Below are 22113 nucleotides of genomic sequence, written 5' to 3'. Positions count from 1 at the left end.
GTAAGAATTCGATTTCTCTTTTAAATATTTTACAATGGAAAAAAACAATAAAGTGTTAACTGGCTTGTGCAAAACCATGTTGCTAACAAGCTTAAATTTCTCTAGAGTTTACATCTTTCTTTTTATTCTCTTAACAGTTTTTGGTAGTGCTTCTGCGCAAACAAAGCAAATGTTAAGAGGTAAGGTTGTAGACGCTACAGACAGCCCATTAATGGGAGTAACCGTTACGGTTAAAGGAACAGCCATAAGAGCATTTACTGATATAAACGGTTCGTTTGCAATTGAATTACCCAATCAGAATGATTTTCTTACATTTTCTTTTATTGGGATGGTTACCCAAGAAATTAGTGCGAAAGGTAAAACTAATGTTAAAATTATTCTTAAGGATGATGCTGCTCAACTTAATGAAGTTGTAGTAGTAGGTTATGGTACTCAAAAGAAACAGAGCGTTGTGGGTGCTATAACGCAAACAACCTCAAAAGTATTAGAACGTACAGGTGGTGTATCAAGTCTTGGTGCTGCTTTAACAGGTAATTTACCCGGTGTAATTACAACTGCCAGCAACGGGATGCCTGGTGATGAAGATCCTCAAATATTAATTAGAGGAAGAAGCACTTGGAATAATGCAGGTCCTTTAGTTTTGGTTGATGGTGTAGAAAGATCAATAAATAACATTGATATCAGTTCGGTAGAATCTGTTACTGTTTTAAAAGATGCATCTGCTACAGCAGTTTTTGGAGTAAAGGGTGCTAATGGTGTTATTTTAATTACCACTAAAAGAGGTCGTGATGGAAAAGCAGAGATAAGAGCCTCTGTAAATACGGTAATGAAATCAGTATCAAAGCTACCTGGTAAGTTAGATTCTTATGACATGTTTGCTGTAAGAAATCAAGCAATAGAAAACGAGCTAGCTTTAACTCCAACAGCATGGACATCTTTTCAACCTATGGATATTATGTTGAAATACCGAAATCCAGCAAACTTGGAAGAAGCAGAACGCTATCCTAATGTTGATTGGGTAAATACGCTTTTTAGAGATAATGCAATGTCTTACAACGCAAACATTAACGTAAGCGGGGGAACTGCATTTGTTAAATATTTTACATCTGTAGATTATTTAGATGAAGCAGATTTATTTAGAAAGTTTGAAAACAATAGAGGTTATACTGGTGGTTATGGTTTTAACAGACTAAACGTTAGAAGTAATTTAGATTTTCAATTAACGCCAACAACTGTTTTTAAAACAAATATTTCAGGCTCTAGAGGGGTAACAGAAAGACCTTGGATTGGTGTAAACCCTTACAACACTTGGACAGCGGCTTATTCTACAGCTCCAAACCTTTATGTTCCAAAATATGCTGATGGTACTTGGGGTTATTACAGTCCTAATGAGCAAATGGGATTAAACTCAGCCCAAATTTTATCAACAAGTGGTATTCAGCAAGTTACCACATCAAGAATCACCACTGATTTTTCGCTAGATCAAAATTTAGGCGCTTTGGTAAAGGGCTTAACAGCAAAAGGGATGTTGTCTTTAGATAACACTTTCGTAGAAAACGCTAGGGGTATTAATGATGCAAATAACGGCGTTCAACGTAAATGGATAAATCCAGAAACTGGTGCGGTAATTTTTAGAGAATCAAAGGATATCAATACACAATTAGAGTTTCAAGAAAGTGTAAGATGGGCAAGTAGTGCTGGTAACGTAGATGATAATGCTACTTACCGCCGTATGTTTTCTCAACTACAATTAAACTATGTAAAAACTATTGCAACCAAACATAACCTTACGGCTATGGGCTTGTGGAGTAGAGATGAAAGTGCTAACGGAAGTAGAATTCCATCTTACAGAGAGGACTGGGTTTTCCGTACTACTTACAATTATGCAGGTAAATATACTTTCGAGTATAACGGTGCTTATAACGGATCAGAAAGATTTGGACCTGAGTATAGATTCGAGTTCTTTTCTTCCGGAGGCTTAGGATGGGTTTTGTCAGAAGAGAAGTTTATGAAGCCATTAAAATTCATCAGCTTATTAAAAGTTAGAGGCTCATACGGTCAAATTGGAGATGATGGTGGAGCGCCAAGGTTTGCTTATTTAAGTAATTGGAGTTTTGGAGGAAGAACAAGATTAGGAATAACTGGTGTAGATGCTGAGCAAAGTCCATACAATTGGTACAGAGAAACCGGAGTGGGTAACCCTAACGTAAGATGGGAAAAAGTAACAAAAAAGAATCTTGGAGTTGAATTCGGATTTTTTAAAGACGCCATAACAGGAAGTGTTGATGTATTTCAAGATGATAGAAGCGATATCTTAAGTTCAGGCGGTAACAGAGCAGTACCATCATATTTTGGTGCAGCAGCACCAGTTGCAAACGTAGGTAGTGTGCGCTCTAGAGGGTATGAATTTGATATTCAGTTAAATAAAAATGTAAATAAAAATCTTAGGCTTTGGTCTAACATCAATTTTACTAGGGCAAAAAATGAAGTTTTAGCAGCTGATGTTCCACAACTGTTGCCTTTATATTCTAAGCCTATAGATAAGCAAATTGGTCAAGCCTATTCTTACGTAAGCAGTGGCTATTATAATTCATGGGATGAATTATATGGTAGTACCCAACACAACGTAAATGATAATCAAAAACTACCTGGTAATTATCACATTTTAGATTACAATGCTGATGGAATTATTGATGCAAATGACAATATCCCTTACGGATTCTCAGGAGCACCAGAAAACACCTACAATGCAACTTTAGGTTTTGATTGGAAAGGCTTCAGTCTTTTCACTCAGTTCTATGGGGTAAATAATGTTACTCGTCAAGTTGTATTAGGCACATTTGGTTCTCAAAACCCAGTAGCATATGAAGAAGGCGGTTATTGGTCAAAAGATAATACTGGTGCTGATTTACCAATGCCAAGATGGGGTTCTACTCCAAGTGGTTACACTTCTGGTGACCGTTTTATGTATGATGGATCTTACTTAAGATTGAAAAATGCAGAAGTTGCCTACACATTTGATCAAAAGTGGGTAAAAAGAGCAGGAATGTCTTCTTTAAGAGTTTTTGTAAACGGTAATAATTTACATGTATGGACAAAAATGCCTGATGATCGTGAATCTAACTTTCAAAGTTCTGGCGGTCAAGGCTGGGCTGCACAAGGCGCATATCCAACAGTAAAGAGATTTAACCTAGGAGCTAATATTAGATTTTAATTTAATCATTATGAAAAAGCAGATAAAAACATTCGTATTAATTTTATTAACAGGAATACTTACAGGGGTAACCTCTTGCAAAAAATATTTAGATAAAGAACCAGAATCAATTGTTTCTGAAGAAATAGCTTTTAAAGATTTTAGAAACTTTCAAGGATACACAGAGGAGCTCTACAATTGTATTCCTGATTTTACAAATCGTTATTGGACAAACAGTTTCAATTTTGGTGAGGATGAAATTCAAACCACTGCCAATAATTTCCATTTAGTTGTCAAAATAGATAACGGTGATTTTTGGGGATGGCAAAGAGAATTTGATGGATGGGGAGCAGGTTGGATGGATAACAACGGCGCTAACACAAATGATGATAGATTTTCAAAAGGTCTATATCCATTAGCTTGGTATGGCATACGTAAAGCAAATTTGGGTTTAGCTAATATGGATTTATTGGTAAATGCTACGGAAGAGGAGCGTAATTTAATAAAAGGCCAACTTTTATTCTTTAGAGGATGGTTCCATTTTATGCTTATCCAATATTTTGGCGGGTTGCCTTACGTTGATAAAGTTGTTCCTGCTGATGAAGTTTTTAACCTTCCAAGATTAAGCTATCAAGAATCAGCAGAAAAAGCAGCAAAAGATTTTAGAGATGCAGCAGATCTTTTACCTATTAATTGGGATAATACCGCAGCTGGAAGTATTACCAGCGGGAAAAATCAATTGAGAATAAATAAGATAATGGCGCTTGGTTACTTAGGTAAAAACTACCTATGGGCGGCTAGTCCTTTAATGAATTATGAATCAAAAGGAAGCAAAACTTATGATGCAGAATTAAGCAAAAAAGCAGCTGCTGCATTTGGCGAATTATTGAGCTTGTGTGAAAGCGGACAAGCTCCATATGCTTTAGTTCCATTTGCAAAGTATAATACCAACTTCTACACATTTGGTCAATCATGGCAAATGCCAAGTGGTGCAGATGGTAATAATAGAGAAGCGATATTCCAAGGACCTTATTGGGGTGCACACAGTTCAACCTATGGTACAGCTAAACAATATACTCCTTCTATTATAGAAGGCGACAATATTGTTTTTTCTCCAACAGCTAATTATGTGAATTATTATGGGATGAAAAATGGTTTACCTATCAAAAATTCAAGCCAGGCAGATCCAGTTTCTGGTTATGATCCACAATTTCCATGGAAAGATCGTGACCCAAGATTTTACAAAGATATTGTATTTGATGGGGTAAAAATTGTACAAGGTTCTATGCCTGCTGGCGATGAAAGAAACAGATATACCAATCTTTTCACAGGTGGTTCTTTCCGAGATGAAAGATCAGGAAGTAGAACAGGTTATTTGTTGTATAAATTCACTCCTATAACTGCAAATAGATTTGATCAAGGTTACGGATACGGTCAAAACCTTAATATTAAAGTGCCGTACATGCGATTGGCTGATGTTTACGTGATGTATGCCGAAGCTGTAGCAGCTGGTTATGGTTCAGCAACCGCAAAAGATCCAAATTATAGTAAATCAGCTGCCGATGCAATAAACGTTTTACGTGATAGAGCTGGAGTTGGTCGTGTTGCTGCTCAGTTTTTAGGTTCTCCAACAGAATTTATGAATGAAGTAAGACGTGAAAGAGCAGTTGAATTATCTTTTGAAGGACATAGATTTAATGACTTAAGAAGATGGATGCAATTAATTGAAGTACCTTATACTTTAAAAACAGCAGCAGAATTTGATAGAGTAGGGACTTTAAATCCTGCTATCAATCCAAGCTTAAATAGAGTAGCAAATTACAGAGAACGAGTGATTTTACAACGCCCTTTTTCAGAAAAGCACTATTGGTTGCCTTTAAAGAGATCTGATGTAAATATTTATCCAGAGTTCAAACAAAATCCAGGTTGGTAAAAATCATTATTCAAAGAAAAAATTATAGAAAATGATGAAATATTCACAGATAAAAATATTTGTATGCGTTCTACTAACCTTTATTACTGGGTTAGCTTTAGGTCAAAACGCTAATAATATCACTATAAATACTATAGTGCAAGATAAAAGCGGAATACCGATTGAGGGTGCTTCAATTTTAAATGATACTAATGATACTTTAACAACCACTAGTTCTACCGGAAAATTTAGTCTTGAGGTTGAACTTAGAACTCAACTTTTAGTGAGTGCGCCAGGTTATATTACTAAAACTATTATAGCTACAAGAGACTTAAAAACAATCATTTTATTAAAAGAAAGTAAAATGATTAATGTAGCATTTAGAAACGTTTCTGAAGATAATCTACCAGTAGGCGTTTCAAACGTTGATGTTGCTGATATTTTTGAGAGAAACTTTACTATCAATGGTTTGGATGGGTTAGAAGCTTTTGCGCCAGGGTATAATGGTAACAATCTATGGGGCATGAATTCTGCTTTAGTTCTTATTGATGGTGTTCCACGTGATATCACCAGCTTAATGCCATCGGAAATTGATCAAATTACATTTCTTAAAAGTGCATCTGCGGTAGCATTATATGGCAGCAGAGGTGCAAAAGGAGTGATTTTGGTTTCAACCAAAAGAGGAGATAGTTCTAACCAAAAAATTAACGTAAGAACAAATGCAGGCATAAATACGCCTAAAGGATTTCCTGGATATTTAGGATCGTCAGAGTACATGACGTTATATAATGAAGCCAGAGTTAATGATGGATTATCAAAATTATATACAGATGAAACCATATATAATCATTCAGGAGTTAATCCATATCGTTACCCAAGTGTAGATTTTTATTCTTCAGAATATTTGAAAAGTAGCTACAATAGATATGACATGACTTCTGAAATTTATGGTGGTAATGATAAAGCTAAGTACTACACCAATATTGGTTACAACTCTACAGGGTCATTATTAAATTTTGGTGAAGCAACCAACAACAATACTGCTGATAGATTTAATATTCGTGGAAATGTAAACATGAAATTAAATAATATGATTAGAGCCAGGATTGATGCTAGTGCTGTGTTTTTTAATCAAGGAGGTGTAAATACTGATTATTTTGCAAATGCAGCCGCTTTACGTCCTGATCGTTTAACTCCACTTATTCCGTTAAGTTTAATTGAAGCAACAGATGAGGCAAGTTGGAATTTTATCAATAGCAGCAATAATGTTATTGATGGTAAATATTTATTAGGAGGTACCCAGTTAGATCAAACCAATCCGTTTGCTACAATCTATGCTGGAGGTAATAATAACGCTGTTGGTCGTCAATTCCAGTTTACTACCGGTGTAGATGCAGATTTGCAAGGAATTTTAAGTGGCTTAACGTTTAGTTCTTCATTAGGTATTGATTATTCAAGTAATTATAACCAAGGTTACAGAAACGGATACGCTACCTTTCAACCATCATGGACTAATTATTCGGGTACTAATTTAGTTGGTGGCTTAACACGATACGGGCAAGACACTAAATCAGGTGATCAAATCATTGCCGATAGCCGTTATGGGCAAACCATTTCTTTATCAAGCCAATTAAATTATAATAAATTGGTAAATCTTAAACATAATTTCTCAGCTGTTTTAATGGGAACTGGCTTTACTCAATCATCCTCAGAAGTTTATCAAAGAACCACAAATTCTAATTTAGGCTTACAAGTTGGGTATGATTTTAAGCAGAAATATTATGTAGAGTTAACTGGTTCTATGGTTTCATCCCCAAGATTGGCAGAAGGTAAAAGATCAGCATTTTCTCCAGCAGGTTCTATAGGATGGGTAATCAGTGAGGAGTCTTTTTTAAAGGATGTGAGTTTTTTAAATCGTTTAAAACTTAATGCATCAGCAGGTATACTTTATACTGATTTAGATTTTAATGATTATTTCTTGTATGAATCTATTTACACTCAAAGCGATGGTACATTTTACTCATGGAATGATGGAATTTTAGTAAGAACTACAGATTCTAGAAGAGGAAGTAATTCTAATTTAAGAATGGCTAGAAGAGAAGAGTTTACGTTAGGTTTTGACGGCGCCATGTTTAACAACACCATTAGTTTTGGGGCTAATTACTTTAGAAATACAATAACAGGAAATATTATACAAACCAATGTGTTGTACCCAAATTATTTTACAACAGGTTACCCTAACTCATCTTTTATACCTTATGTAAACTATAATGAGGATCAAAGATCAGGTTTTGATTTTAATTTAAACTTTAATAAGCGTTCAGGCTCTGTTGCCTGGAATGTTGGCGCAGTAGTTTCTTACTACACTACAAAAGCAACCAAAAGAGCCGAAAATGTTGAGTTTAGTTATCAATTAAGAGAAGGGAAGCCACTAGACGGTTTATGGGGTTTAAGAAGTGATGGATTTTACAATAGCGCCGCAGAAGCTACAGCTGCAAATGCAGGAAATGGAGTTCCTCAGCCTGCTTTTGGCCAAGTTAGAGCAGGCGATATTAAATATATCGATGTAAATGAAGACGGTTTAATTAATGATCAGGATCAAGTATATCTTGGTAAAGGCGGTTTTTTTGGCGCTCCTTTAACAACTGGTTTAAACCTAACTACTAAATGGAAGAACTTCACATTTTTCACTTTATTAACTGGTCGTTTTGGTGGTTCAACAATAAAAGGGAATACAACTAACGCTGCTCAAAGAGATTATTTTTGGGTAAATGGTGAAGATAAATACTCAGAAGTTGTAAGAAACCGCTGGACTGAGGCAACAAAGGAAACCGCAACTTATCCTAGATTAACCACCACAGGTGGCGATAATAACTTTAGAAACTCAGATTTTTGGATGTACAGTACAAATAGATTTGATTTATCAAAAGTACAGTTGTCTTATACCTTAACTGGCAAAACTTTAAAAAGTAAACTTCTAAAAGAAATGGGTTTTTATGTGTCTGGTTTTAACCTGTTAACAGCAGCAAAAGAGAGAGCGTTATTAGAAATGAATTTAGGTGGTGCGCCGCAAACTAGATTCTACAACTTGGGTATTAAAGCCACATTTTAATAGAGATGATTAACTTAAATAACATGAAAAAGATATCAATATTTTTTATAGGCTTAATCATAGTTCTTTCTGGCTGTGAGAAGTTTACAGAGCCTGCTCCTCAAAATAATGGAGATTTTGAGAATATATACACCGAGCCAAATTTAGCCCAAGGTCTATTAATGAATGGTTACACAAGGTTGCCAAGTAATTTCTGGGTATTTAATGATGTAGCAACTGATGATGCGGTAACTAATGAAACCAATAATAATTTTAGAAGGATAGCTACAGGGCAATGGACATCTAACTTTAACCCACTTGATCAATGGACAAATACTAGAGCAGGTATTCAATACATTAATATTTTTTTAACAGAAGTTGATAAAGTAAGGTGGGATAGTAATGATCCAAAACTAAGCGAAATGTTTAAGGATAGAATGAAAGGTGAAGCTTACGGTTTAAGGGCTTATTTAATGTATAACCTATTACAAGGACATGCAGGTTGGTTAAACGGAGAGTTATATGGTTTCCCAATTGTTTTAGAGCCCGAAACTCCTGCTTCTAATTTCAATGTTCCAAGAGCAAAATTTGAAGACTGTTTAAAGCAAATTTACAGTGATTTGGATAAAGCAAAAGAGTTATTACCGTTAGATTATAATGATATATCAGCAGCATCTGCAATACCAACCAAATATGCTGGGGTATCTACAGAAACCTATAATAGGGTTTTTGGAAGACTATTTAAGCAATTAATGTCGGGCAGGATAGTTGATGCCGTTAGAGCAAAAGTTTCATTACTTGCGGCTAGTCCGGCTTTTAGTACTGGCAACACCATAACATGGGTTAAAGCTGCAGAAGATGCGGCCAATGTTTTAAATAAAAATAATGGCTTAAATGGTTTAGCAACTAATGGTGTTACCTGGTATGATAACCGAGCAGAAATTGATGCATTGGGATCTGGTAATAATCCTGCGGAAATATTGTGGAGAAGTAACGTGGTTACTAATAGTGATTTAGAAGCAGCTCACTATCCACCAACACTTTTTGGTAGAGGTAGTTTAAATCCTACCCAAAATTTGGTTGACGCTTTTCCTATGGCTAACGGATATCCAATCAATACAACTTCTAGTGGATACGTTAGCACAGCTCCGTACACCGGTCGTGATCCTCGTTTAGCTAGGTTTATCGTAATAAACGGGAGCACAAGCGGCCCAACCAATACGGTTATAAACACATCAGTTAATGGCCCAACCAATGATGCTTTAAACAAAGTAGCAACTTCAACTCGTACTGGTTATTACATGAGAAAACTGTTGAGACAAGATGTAAGCCGTAATTCTGCATCTATCAATAACCAAAAGCATTATAAACCACATATCAGATATACAGAAATGTATCTTACTTACGCCGAGGCTGCAAATGAAGCTTACGGACCTATGGGTACTGGTACTAATTCAAGCTATTCTGCTTATGATGTGATTAAAGCAATTAGAACACGAGCAGGAATTGGTTTAAACAATGGAGATGCTTATTTGGAGTCTATTAAAACCAATAAAATTTTAATGAAAGAGCTTATTAAAAATGAACGTCGACTTGAATTGTGTTTTGAAGGATACCGTTTTTGGGATTTAAGAAGATGGAATGAAGATTTAAAGGAAACAGCAAAAGGAATGAGCATTAATCAAACTACTTTTCAAGTGATAGATGTAGAAGAAAGAAGCTATCAAGATTTTATGAGGTTTGGTCCAATTCCTTATAGCGAAATTTTAAAGTTTAGTTCCTTAAATCAAAACACAGGATGGTAAAAGCCAATATTTATAAAAGTTTATATCGCCTTAACTAATAAATTATTATGAAAAAAACGTTCAATATATTATTACTAGCCATATTTTTCCTTTCATCATGTAAAAATGGCGAATGGGATTTTCCAGACTATGAAGTAAAGTCGGTGTACTTTGCTTATCAATCGCCTATTCGTACCATCACTTTAGGAGAAGATATTTTTGATACCACATTAGATAACCAGTTTAAATGCCAAATAGTAGCGACAACAGGTGGCGTTTATTCAAATGATGATGATGTTACCATAGGTATTGCAGTAAAAAATTCCTTAACAACAGGGTTAAGATATGCTGCACCTTATAGTGGGAATGTAATAGCTATGCCTAGCAACTACTACACCTTATCTTCTGATAAAATTGTAATCCCTAAAGGAAAAATTACCGGGGGTGTTACAGTGCAACTTACGGATGCTTTTTTTGCTGATCCTAATGCCACTAAAACCACTTATGTGATTCCTGTAGAAATGACAAACGTTCAAAAAGCAGATTCTATTTTGAAGAATAAAAATTATACGCTTTATGCCATTAAATACATTAACCAATGGACAGGCTTTTACCTAAGAAGAGGTAAAGATGTTGTGGTGGGTAAAAACGGAAATACAGCTTTAAATGGTACAATTACCAGACGTCAACAATATGTTGAAAAAGATGAAATTAATAAAGTAAACACGAAAGCCTTAAAGATTGCTGATTTTCCGGTGACATTTAAAGGCAATGGAGGAACAAACATCAATTGTAACCTCCTTTTAAATTTTGATGATAATGGCAATTGCACAATCACCGCTGGGGGTGCTGGCTACACAGCAACAGGCTCAGGTAAATTTGTAAAAAGAGGGGAGAAACAAAGCTGGGGAAATAAAGATCGTGATGCTTTGTACTTAAATTATGTGGTAGAGCTAAATGATATGCAGGTTTCATCAAAAGATACACTTGTTTTAAGAGATAGAGGGGTAGCAATAGAGACTTTTAATCCGGTTCAATAAAAATAATCTTAATCTAATCATCAAAAGAAATGAAACGATTTAACAACATTGCATTAATAGGATTAGTATCCTCAATTGCAATAATATCTTGCAAAAAATACGAATCTTTAGAATATCAAGTAGGTAAGCCACTTACCATTGCAAATCAAGAGCAAATTGATGCATACAATCCTTTAAAAAGTTATTTAGATAGCGTAAAATACCCGAAGTTTAAATTTGGGGCAGCTATTTCACTATCAGAGTATGTTAGTAAAGGAGTAATGTACAGATTGGTTAATTCTAATTTTAATGACATTACTGCTGGGTATGAAATGAAGCATGGTTCTGTAGTAAGAAACGATGGAACTTTAAATTTAACGAACGTTAACAATTTATTGCAGACAGCTTCTAAGGCAAAAATTTCAGTTTTTGGTCATGCATTAGTTTGGCACTCGGGTCAAAATGCAACATATCTTAATAAACTAATTGCACCTATTATAATTCCTGGTGTTAGCCAGCCTACTTGGGATTTAGAAACTGGCGCAAATTTTGAAACTGATGCTGCAACAAATTACGAATACAATGCAAATGCAGTCGCTTCTTTTACAGCAGCAGGTCAAGGCGCAGGCGGAACAGGTAGAGCTCTAAAAATTACTAATACAAGTGTTAGAACTCAAGACTATGATGTTCAGTTATTCGTAAAGCTTCCTAATGCAGTTGTAGCAGGCGAGAAGTATGAATTAGTTATGGATGTAAAAGCAGATAATGCAGCGTCTTATCCAACTCAAGCTCACGTTACACCCGGAGCTTACAAACATTGGGATTTCTTTGGAACCATTTCAGCCACAACTACTTGGGCAAAGTATACCAAACAAATTACTGTAACAGCAGACATGGCTACCAGTAAAACTATTGCCTTTAATTTAGGTAAAACAGCTACTAGCTTCTATTTCGATAATATCACAGTAAAAAAATATAACGAAAAAGGTAGTGGAAACGCTGGTTATTCTTATTTTTTTACAAATCCAACTGCTGCTAATTACTGGACAGCTCAAGTAGTTCATAGCCTTTCGCCATTACAAAATGGAAAAGAATACACCATTAAGTTTGCTGCCAAAGGAAGTGTAGCTGGAAACATTAGATCAGAATTACAGTCCACTTCAGATTATTCAAACAATGCATTTGGAACAATTGCATTGACTACCGCTTGGAAAGAATATGAGTTTAAAACAACAACTACAAAAGCTGACAGAAATAACTTTGTGATAAGTTTTGGAGACTATGTTGGTAAAGTAAACATTGATAACGTTAAACTAACGCTAACTGATGGTACGGCAAACTTAATACCTACTATTGATTTCGAATCGGGTGTTGGTGCTTGGGGTGGTTACGGAAATGGCTCTACCAGAGGATTATCTGCACAAGGCGAAGGTTATGGAGGTGCTCAAGATCAAATTATTGAAAAAACTGCTGATCAAAAGAAAACTTTAATTGCTAATGCGATGAAAAGTTGGATTTCAGCAATGGTTGATACTACTAAAAAATATGTTAAAGCATGGGATGTAGTGAATGAGCCAATGGATGATGGCAGACCATACGAGTTAAAAACTGGTGTTGGAAGGGTACTTCCTGCAGATGAATTCTTTTGGCAAGATTATCTTGGAAAAGATTACGCTGTTGATGCATTTAAATTAGCCAGACAATATGGTAACGCTTCTGATGTACATTTTATCAATGATTATAACTTAGAATATAGTATTGATAAATGTAAAGGATTGATACAGTATGTTCAATATATTGAGAGTAAAGGCGCAAAAGTAGATGGAATTGGCACACAAATGCATATTTCTATTGATGCTGATAAAGCTAAAATTGAAGAAATGTTTAGACTTTTAGCCGCAACTGGTAAATTGATTAAGGTTTCTGAATTAGATATGGGCTTAGTCAATAAGAAGAAAACTCCTGAGGCAACTGTTGAAGACTTAACTAAACAAATGGAACTTTACAAATTTGTAATTGATAAGTATTTTGAAATTATTCCAGCAAATCAACGTTACGGAATTACCATTTGGAGTCCTTTAGATAGCCCAGTAAGTTCTTTCTGGAGAGCTGGAGAGCCTATCGGTTTATGGACAGAAGGTTTTGTAAGAAAACCTGCTTTTATGGGTGTTTCCGAAGCTTTAAAAGGTAAATAATTAATTGGTTGTTTAATAAATCAAAAATCAGGTTTGCTTTTGCATTCCTGATTTTTGATTTTATGTCAACTTTTGTACAATAAAGCCTTTTTTAATTTCAGTTAGATTATTTCCTAACCATTAGCGTTAAATTTATTTGATGTTTTGCTAGGCATCATTTTAAAAAGTTCTAAAAATCATAGAATGAAAAAAGTCCACATCAAGTTATCTATTCTCATCACTTTCTTTTCTCTAGTTTATCTGTTCCCTAGTTATGCGCAAATAAAGTTGCCTGCCTTGGTAAGTGATAGTATGGTTTTGCAACGAGACATTCCTCTAAATATTTGGGGTTGGGCTTCTCCGAACGAGAAAGTTAAAGTTAAATTTCAAGGTAAAAGTTATAACAGCATTGCTAATGTTAAAGGTAAATGGCAAGTTAAGCTGCCCGCCTTAAAAGCTGGTGGTCCTTTTGAGATGTACTTTAAAGGAAAAAACGAAATTGTTTTAAAAGGAATTTTGATTGGAGATGTTTGGTTATGCTCTGGACAATCAAACATGGTGCATCAAATGGGTATTCACAATGTCACTTATGAAAAGGATATCGCGGAAGCAAACTTCCCAGAGATAAGGCAGTTTTGGGTGCCAACAGCAACCAATATGAATGGTCCTGAGATGGATGTTAAGAAAAGCGGATGGAAACCTGCTAATCCAAAAAACGTTGAAAATTTCTCTGCTGTGGCCTATTTTTTCGCTAGAGATATCCATCAGAAGCATGGTGTTCCTATCGGGATTATAAATTCTAGTGTTGGTGGTACTCCAATTGAAGCATGGACTAGTGAAGAAGGTTTTAAAGATTTTCCAGCTATACAAGCAATTATATCAAAAAACAGAGATACCACTTATCTTAATAGTTTAAAACCGACAAGAAATCTACAAAATTCACCAAAGCAAGATCCTGATAAAGGCTTAACCGAATCAACTAAATGGTTTGATGTAGCTTATAAACCCGTTGGTTGGAAATCAATTAATATCCCCGGTTATTGGGAAGATCAAGGCATTAAAGATTTAAACGGAGTGGTTTGGTATAGAAGAGAAATTGAAATTCCCGATTCTCTTTTATCAAAACCTGGAAAATTACACATGGGTAGAATTGTAGATGCTGATAGGGTTTATATCAATGGTAAAGAAGTAGGAAATACTACCTATTTATATCCTCAACGTAGATACTCATTCTCAAAGGATTTATTCAAAAAAGGAAAAAACATCATTGTTATAAGAGTAGAAAATAGTAACGGAAAAGGAGGTTTTGTTCCTGATAAACCCTATTACATAGCTATCGGAACTCAAAAAATTGATTTAAAAGGAACTTGGGATTATAAAGTTGGGCAAGTTTTTATTCCGTTAGAGGGTAGAAGAGGCCCAATGGGAATTAGCGAGCAAAACCAACCAACAGCTTTGTATAATGCCATGATAGCCCCATTTATTAATTATAAAGTTAAGGGTGTGCTTTGGTATCAAGGAGAAAGTAATTCTGGAAGTGGTAAAGGCTATGAGAAATTGCTTTCATCATTGATAAGCGATTGGCGTACAAAATTCTCTCAACCTCAAATGCCTTTTTACTATGTACAGTTACCAAATTTTGGCGATGCTAATTATTTACCGACTGAAAGTGGTTGGGCCTTATTAAGAGAATCTACATTTAAAGCGCTTAAAATTCCAAATACAGGAATGGCGGTAGCAATAGATTTAGGAGAATGGAATGATATTCATCCTGATAATAAAAAAGGAGTAGGTGATAGGTTAGCTTTAATTGCTAGACATTACAATTACGGAGAAAAAGATTTGATATATAGCGGTCCTTTATATGAATCGGCTACCATTGTAGATAAAAAAATCGTCATTAATTTTAATCACATCGGTTCGGGATTAATTTCTAATGATGGACAAGAATTAGCTGAATTTGCTATAGCTGGCGTTGATAAGAAATTTGTTTGGGCAAAAGCAAAAATCGTTGGAAATAAAGTTGAGGTTTGGTCAGATCATGTTCCCGAACCTAAATATGTTAGATACGCTTGGGCGGATAACCCTGTAAATCCTAACCTTTACAATAAAGAAAATCTTCCGGCCTCTCCTTTTAGAACAGATGATTAAGAATTTGAACATGATAAAGTTTAAACAGAATTGGTTCAAAACAATAAATTAACAATGACAGATTTTTAAGTTTTACTGTATTTACCATTCTCTTGAGCATGATTTATACCTTGTTTTAAAAGGAGAGAGCGATAATTTGCTAAATTTAAATTGGAGGCAATTCAACTAGCGATCTTATTATTTTCTAAAATATTATACCACAATAAACCAAAATTATGAAGTTCATTTATCTATTAATTTTTTCCTTTTTAAGTGTACTTAACGCTTTTGCTCACCAAAATAGCACTCAAACTATTTTAAGTCCTGATAAAAACATAGCGGTTACCATAGATGCTAGTCAACTTTTTTACAGTGTAAAATTCAAAGATAAAACTGTACTCAAAAACTCAAAATTAGGTATAGTGCGAGAGGATGAAGATTTTACAAAAGATTTAAAAGTGTTAAAGGTTGCTCAAACTAAAACCATTCAGGATAATTATGTAATGCTCAATGCAAAAAGAAAAGATATCAGCTACACTGCTAATCAATTAAAAATTGAGACAAAAAGCACCTCAGGAAAACTGATGAATATGGTGTTTCAAGTTTCTAATGATGGTTTAGCTTTCAGATATGAATTTCCTGAAAAAGACAAGGAGGTAAAAAAAATCAAATCCGAATCAACAAGTTTTCATTTTGTAGAAGGATCAAAGGCTTGGTTACAACCCAAAACAAATGCCCAAACTGGGTTCGAACATACCAATCCGTCTTATGAAGCACATTATATGATGGATATTCCGGTAGGTAGGCCATCAAATAGTGAAAATGGATGGGTTTATCCAGCATTATTCAAAACAGATAATGTTTGGTTAATGATTACCGAAGCTGGTTTAGAAAACAACTATTGCGGCACAGCTCTACAACAATTTTCGCCTAACGGAGAGTATAAAATCAACTTTCCTCAAGCAGCAGAAAAAATTAAGGATGGCGCATTAAACCCTCAGTCGAGTTTGCCTTGGTTAACTCCTTGGAGGATAATTGCCATTGGAGATTTAAAAACCATTATGGAATCTACACTTGGAACTGATTTGGCTTTACCAGCAAAAAAAATGGATATGTCTTTTGTAAAGCCGGGTAAATCTTCATGGAGCTGGGTTTTAGAAAAAGACGGAGCCACCATTTATCCTGTTCAAAAAAAATACATTGATTATGCTGCTGATATGAATTGGCAATATTGCTTAATTGATGCCAATTGGGATGAAACTATTGGGTATGATTCGGTGAAGTTATTGGCTGATTATGCTAAACAAAAAAACGTGGGTTTATTGCTTTGGTATAACTCTGCAGGAGACTGGAACACAGTTAAATTTACCCCAAAAGATAAATTACTCACTCATGAAAGTAGGGAACAAGAGTTTTCTCGGTTACAGAAAATGGGAATTAAAGGAGTGAAGATTGATTTTTTTGGTGGCGATGGGCAATCAATGATAGCCTACTATCATGATATTTTAGAGGATGCAGCAAAATATCAGTTATTAGTGAATTTTCATGGCGCAACTTTACCAAGAGGCTGGCACAGAACGTATCCAAATTTGATGACCGCCGAGGCCATTTACGGTTATGAAATGATCACTTTTGGGCAAGATGCCGCTAATAAAGCGCCTTCACATTCGGTAATGAGTGCCATGGTTCGTAACGCATTTGATCCAATGGATTTTACGCCAATGGTTTTAAATAAAATTCCTAATATCAAAAGAACTACCACCGCAGCCTTTGAATTAGCAACATCAATTACGTTTTTATCAGGCATTCAGCATTATGCCGAAACACCTAGCGGAATGGCAACTGTTCCACCTTTTGTGAAAACATTTTTAAAAGCCATGCCTAATAATTGGGATGATGTGAAATTTATTGACGGATATCCAGGTAAACTTTACGTGGTAGCCAGAAGGACTGGAAATAAATGGTATGTAGCTGGAATTAATGGAGAAAAAATTGAAAAGCAATTATCCTTAGATCTTTCATTTCTAAAGAACAAAACTGGGCAAATCATCTCCTCTGGTAAAAATGATGACGGTTATAATTCCTTTGACAACAAAACGATAAAAATTGCTGATGACGGAAATCTGAAACTAGATTTAAAAGGAAATGATGGCTTTATAATGGTTTTTGAATAATACCAAACCTTAATATATCTATACCTTATCCGAGTAATTGGATAAGGTTTTTTGTTTTATGATGTCTTGGAAATTGTGACTATCCAATTCACAGCTTTATTAATACCTTAGAAGTCAGAAAACCAATTTTAAATTTTAACTCATTTGAGTTTACTAACATCATAAAATGAATAGGATAATTAACAAGAGATCTATTTTGAGGATAATAGTAGGATTACTAGTCTTTACAATTCAATTTTGTGTAACAATATCTGCAAAAGCACAATTCAACAACATCAAAAATGATACTTTTTGGAATACTGTTGATGGTCAGCCTATTTATAGCCAAGGCGGGGGAATTTTTAAATTTAAAGATGCAGCAACAGGCATTGATAAATATTATTGGTATGGTGTACAGTATGAAGAAGCAGAAACCTATAGAAAAAATCCTGCTGTTACTCAGCCTAAAGCCACTTTTAAGTCGGTAACTTGTTATAGTTCTACTGATTTAGTGAATTGGAAATCAGAAGGAGATGTTTTAACAAAAGATAGCGTTAACAAAAATGGTAGAACTTGGCTGGGCAGGTTAGGTGTTGCCTATATCAGCGAAATGAATAAATATGCCCTATTTGTGCAGCATGATAGCGGCGTATTGATCACCCTTTCAGATACTCCAACTGGAGAATTCAAATGGCATCAAAAAATTAGCATGCAAGAAATGATTGGAACGCCAAACACAGGAGATCAAACCGTTTTTACTGATGAAGATACCGGTAAATCATACTTAGTTTATTCTTATGGCCGGGGCCGAAATAAAATTTATATCTCAGAAATTGGGATAAAAAACGGTAAAGTCGACTTGTTAGATTGTACTCAAATTTTTCAAGGCGAGAGCCGAGAAGGAAATTGTATGTTTAAATACAAGGGTAAATATTACATGTTTGCCTCAAATATTTATGGATGGGACGCCTCTTTTGCTTACTATTTAGTGGCCGATGATATTAGAGGCCCTTATTTACCAAGCAATAAAATGTTGATTACCAACGGCGCTTCAGATGATTACGCCCACATCTCTCAAACTGGATTTTTTTATGTGCTAAAAGGCAGCAAACAAGAAACAGTAATTTATTGCGGCGATAGGTGGGCTAATTTTGCTGGTAACGGATTGGGTTACAACCAATGGTGCCCTATCACTTTTAAAGGAAGCGAGCCTTATTTTAATTCTCTAAACTCATGGAATTTAAACGCCAAAACCGGGGAATGGAAAGTAGCTAAAGATAATGATTACATAAAAAATGGCAGCTTCGAGGCAGACCGTAAGCGTATTCCCAGCGTTGTTAAGCCAATACAAGAGCAATTAACAGGTTGGGCAACTATCATTGTAAAAGGAAATAAAATTAGTTTAGATAGTGCCAACTCGCCAGACTTAAACTATTTTAATACCACAAGTGATAGAAAAATGGTGATAGGTGAGAAAAGTTTGAATATTAGTGATAAAGTCAATTTTAATCGTAAAATATTTCAAATCATCACCTCCTCGCCTTATGTTAAGTTAGAAGATGGAATTTATACTTTGATTGCTAAAGTGAAGAATAATAATAAGTTTAATAACCTGTCCATGTATGCCTCAAGCAATGGCAAAATGTTTAACTACGCCATCAAAGAAGAAAACACAATTTGGCAAACCATTAATCTAAAAAATATAGTGGTAAAGGACGGGAAAGTTGAAGTCGGATTTTTAGCAGAAGGTACTGCCAATGCTTTTTGCCATGTAGATGATGTTTCGCTGGTGAAAACTCAATAAACGTTATTTGGTTAAATATAATCATCTTAAAATGAGCCTAAAAACTTGTAATATTTAAAGAAAATTTCTTGACTTTTTTGTTAAGCTATTGCTATTCTAAATATTTTTCTTTTCCTTTATGCAATCGATTGCCTGAACTAATGTTTAGCTTCAAAACAATTAAACCATTTTAAACAAACTTCTTCTTTTGATTTGACGAATGCCAATTAATAAATCGAGTATGAAATTATTTTTTAAAATTAAATTAGCTGTTGTAACGCTGTTTCTTCCTTTTTTAGGTAGTGCACAACAAAAATTCACTTATCCTTTTCAAAACTATAACTCAACATTTGAGCAAAGGGTTGATGATTTGGTAAGCAGGTTAACTTTAGAAGAGAAGGTTTCGCAAATGCTCAATTCTTCTCCTGCTATTTCTCGCTTAGGAATTCCTGCTTACGATTGGTGGAACGAAACCCTACATGGAGTAGCTCGTACACCTTTTAAAGTTACGGTTTATCCTCAAGCCATTGCAATGGCAGCCACTTTTGATAAAAATTCATTAGCCACCATGGCAGATTATTCTGCTTTAGAAGGCAGAGCCATTTACAATAAAGCCATAGAATTAGGTCGTAATAATGAGCGTTATTTAGGCTTAACTTATTGGACACCAAACATCAATATTTTTAGAGATCCTCGTTGGGGTCGCGGACAGGAAACTTACGGAGAAGACCCTTATTTAACAGCCATTTTAGGCGAAGCTTTTGTAAAAGGTTTGCAAGGCGATGATCCTAAATATTTAAAAGCGGCAGCTTGTGCTAAACATTATGCAGTGCATAGCGGTCCCGAGCCTTTACGCCACGTTTTTAATGTGGATGTTACACCTTATGATTTGTGGGACACCTATTTACCCGCTTTTAAAAAGTTGGTAGTTGATGCAAAAGTTGCAGGCGTAATGTGTGCTTATAATGCTTTTAGAACCGAGCCTTGCTGTGCTAGCGACATATTAATGACAGATATTTTACGTAAGCAATGGAATTTTACTGGTTATGTAACTTCTGATTGTTGGGCAATTGACGATTTTTATAAAAACCATAAAACACATCCAGATGCTGAATCAGCTTCTGCAGATGCAGTTTTCCACGGTACTGATATAGATTGCGGAACTGATGCTTACAAAGCTTTGGTACAGGCCGTAAATAATGGTAAAATCCCCGAATCTCAGATTGATATTTCGGTAAAACGTTTATACATGATTCGTTTTAGATTAGGCATGTTTGACCCTGTGGAGATGGTAAAGTTTGCGCAAACTCCAGCTTCGGTTTTAGAAAGTCCAGCGCATCAAGCTCATGCTTTAAAAATGGCTCGCCAATCTATGGTGTTATTAAAAAACGATAATAATACGCTACCATTGAAAAAGAACTTGAAAAAGATTGTGGTTTTAGGTCCAAATGCTGATAATTCTATTGCTATCCTAGGAAATTATAATGGAATTCCGACTAAATTAAGCACTGTTTTACAAGGAATAAAAGATAAGTTAGGTAGCAATACCGAAGTGGTTTATGAAAAAGCCATCAATTTTACCAATGATACTTTGTTGGCTTACGCCGATGTAAGTAAGCAATACAGTTTCGAAAATAAGCAAGGCTTTAAAGCCGAATATTTCAACAATAAAGATTTAACAGGAGCGCCAACGGCCACAGTTAATGAAGCTAACATTACTCATTTATGGCAAGAAGGAGAAGGCGTGATTGGCGGAATTAGAGCAAACAATTTCTCTGCAAGATATACTACAAATTTTACTGCTCAAGTTGATGGGTCTATCACTTTTGAATTAGAAGCTGATGATGGCTATCGCTTTATCATAAACGGAAAAACCATTTTAAACGCTTGGACAAGAAACCGTTGGGGCGGACAAACTTATCGTTTACAAACCAAAAAAGATTCGGTTTACAAGCTGGTGGTCGAATATTGGCAAGGAGACGGAAAAGGAAATGTGCGTTTAAGTGCCGGTAATTACGAGCGTACAAATTTCCAAGCTTTAGTTAATCGAGTGAAAGATGCTGATGCCTTTGTTTTTGTAGGAGGAATTTCTCCGCAGTTAGAAGGCGAAGAAATGCGAGTTAATTTTCCAGGTTTTGAAGGTGGCGATAGAACTTCTATTTTATTACCAACAATCCAAACAGAGTTAATGAAAACTTTAAAGCAGATAGGGAAGCCTGTTGTTTTTGTAATGATGACAGGTAGCGCAGTTGCTATTCCTTGGGAAGCTGAAAATATTCCCGCAATTGTAAATGCTTGGTATGGCGGACAAGCGGCAGGTGCGGCTGTTGCAGATATTTTGTTTGGAGATTATAACCCAGCAGGGCGTTTGCCAGTAACTTTCTATAAAAGCGATGCAGATTTACCTCCGTTTACTGACTATACCATGGATAACAGAACCTATCGTTATTTCAAAGGAAAACCTTTATATGGCTTTGGCTACGGCTTAAGTTTTACCACATTTAAATATGATGCGTTAAATATTCCAGCTAAAATTTCAAAAGGAAATGCAGTTGAAGTAGTTACGAAAGTTACCAATACTGGTAAAATGGATGGTGATGAGGTGGTTCAATTGTACATTACCAATCAAGATCAAACCATCAAAGCACCTATCAAATCTTTAAAAGGATTTACAAGAATCAGCTTAAATGCTGGAGAAAGTAAGACGATTAAATTTTCATTAAATCCTGAAGATTTATCCTACATCAACGCAAACGGAGAAAGCGTACAATTCACAGGGAAAGTATTGATAAGCGTAGGTGGCTCTCAACCAGATGAAGTTGAAAAAAGCAGTAGTAATATGGTTCAAAAAACTATTGAAGTTTTATAGGCTGA

General features: G+C 35.2%; 10 protein-coding genes. All 10 read left to right on the top strand.

Going from position 1 to position 22113, the window contains the following annotated elements; translation table 11 throughout:
• Positions 1–34 precede the first annotated feature (34 nt).
• Positions 35–3214, top strand: coding sequence for a SusC/RagA family TonB-linked outer membrane protein (locus FA046_RS15680; RefSeq protein ID WP_136827488.1), 3180 nt, complete (start codon positions 35–37; stop codon positions 3212–3214).
• 10 nt (positions 3215–3224) lie between these two features.
• Positions 3225–5126, top strand: coding sequence for a RagB/SusD family nutrient uptake outer membrane protein (locus FA046_RS15675; RefSeq protein WP_136827487.1), 1902 nt, complete (start codon positions 3225–3227; stop codon positions 5124–5126).
• Positions 5127–5157: 31 nt separating this feature from the next.
• Positions 5158–8217: a SusC/RagA family TonB-linked outer membrane protein gene (locus tag FA046_RS15670; protein WP_205943682.1), complete on the top strand. Its 3060-nt coding sequence runs from the start codon at positions 5158–5160 to the stop codon at positions 8215–8217.
• Between the two features lie 23 nt (positions 8218–8240).
• Complete coding sequence (locus tag FA046_RS15665; protein WP_136827486.1) at positions 8241–10001, top strand: RagB/SusD family nutrient uptake outer membrane protein; 1761 nt, start codon at positions 8241–8243, stop codon at positions 9999–10001.
• Between the two features lie 47 nt (positions 10002–10048).
• Positions 10049–11020, top strand: a complete 972-nt coding sequence (locus FA046_RS15660) for a DUF5627 domain-containing protein (RefSeq protein ID WP_136827485.1) — start codon at positions 10049–10051, stop codon at positions 11018–11020.
• Between the two features lie 29 nt (positions 11021–11049).
• Positions 11050–13194 (top strand): endo-1,4-beta-xylanase, encoded by a 2145-nt coding sequence (locus tag FA046_RS15655; RefSeq protein ID WP_136827484.1) that lies wholly within the window; start codon positions 11050–11052, stop codon positions 13192–13194.
• A 183-nt stretch (positions 13195–13377) separates the two neighbouring features.
• Positions 13378–15324 carry a sialate O-acetylesterase gene (locus tag FA046_RS15650; protein ID WP_136827483.1) on the top strand — a complete coding sequence of 649 codons (1947 nt, stop codon included), beginning with the start codon at positions 13378–13380 and terminating at the stop codon, positions 15322–15324.
• 215 nt (positions 15325–15539) lie between these two features.
• Positions 15540–17477, top strand: a complete 1938-nt coding sequence (locus FA046_RS15645; protein WP_136827482.1) for a glycoside hydrolase family 97 protein — start codon at positions 15540–15542, stop codon at positions 17475–17477.
• Between the two features lie 166 nt (positions 17478–17643).
• Positions 17644–19260: a family 43 glycosylhydrolase gene (locus FA046_RS15640; RefSeq protein WP_136827481.1), complete on the top strand. Its 1617-nt coding sequence runs from the start codon at positions 17644–17646 to the stop codon at positions 19258–19260.
• A gap of 220 nt (positions 19261–19480) precedes the next feature.
• Positions 19481–22108 carry a glycoside hydrolase family 3 C-terminal domain-containing protein gene (locus tag FA046_RS15635; RefSeq protein WP_136827480.1) on the top strand — a complete coding sequence of 876 codons (2628 nt, stop codon included), beginning with the start codon at positions 19481–19483 and terminating at the stop codon, positions 22106–22108.
• The last annotated feature ends 5 nt before the right edge of the window (positions 22109–22113 follow it).

The organism is Pedobacter cryophilus (assembly GCF_005116455.1).
GTDB lineage: Bacteria > Bacteroidota > Bacteroidia > Sphingobacteriales > Sphingobacteriaceae > Pseudopedobacter > Pseudopedobacter cryophilum.
Note: the sequence above shows the minus strand (reverse complement) of the source record. Positions and strands in the feature narration are given on the sequence as shown.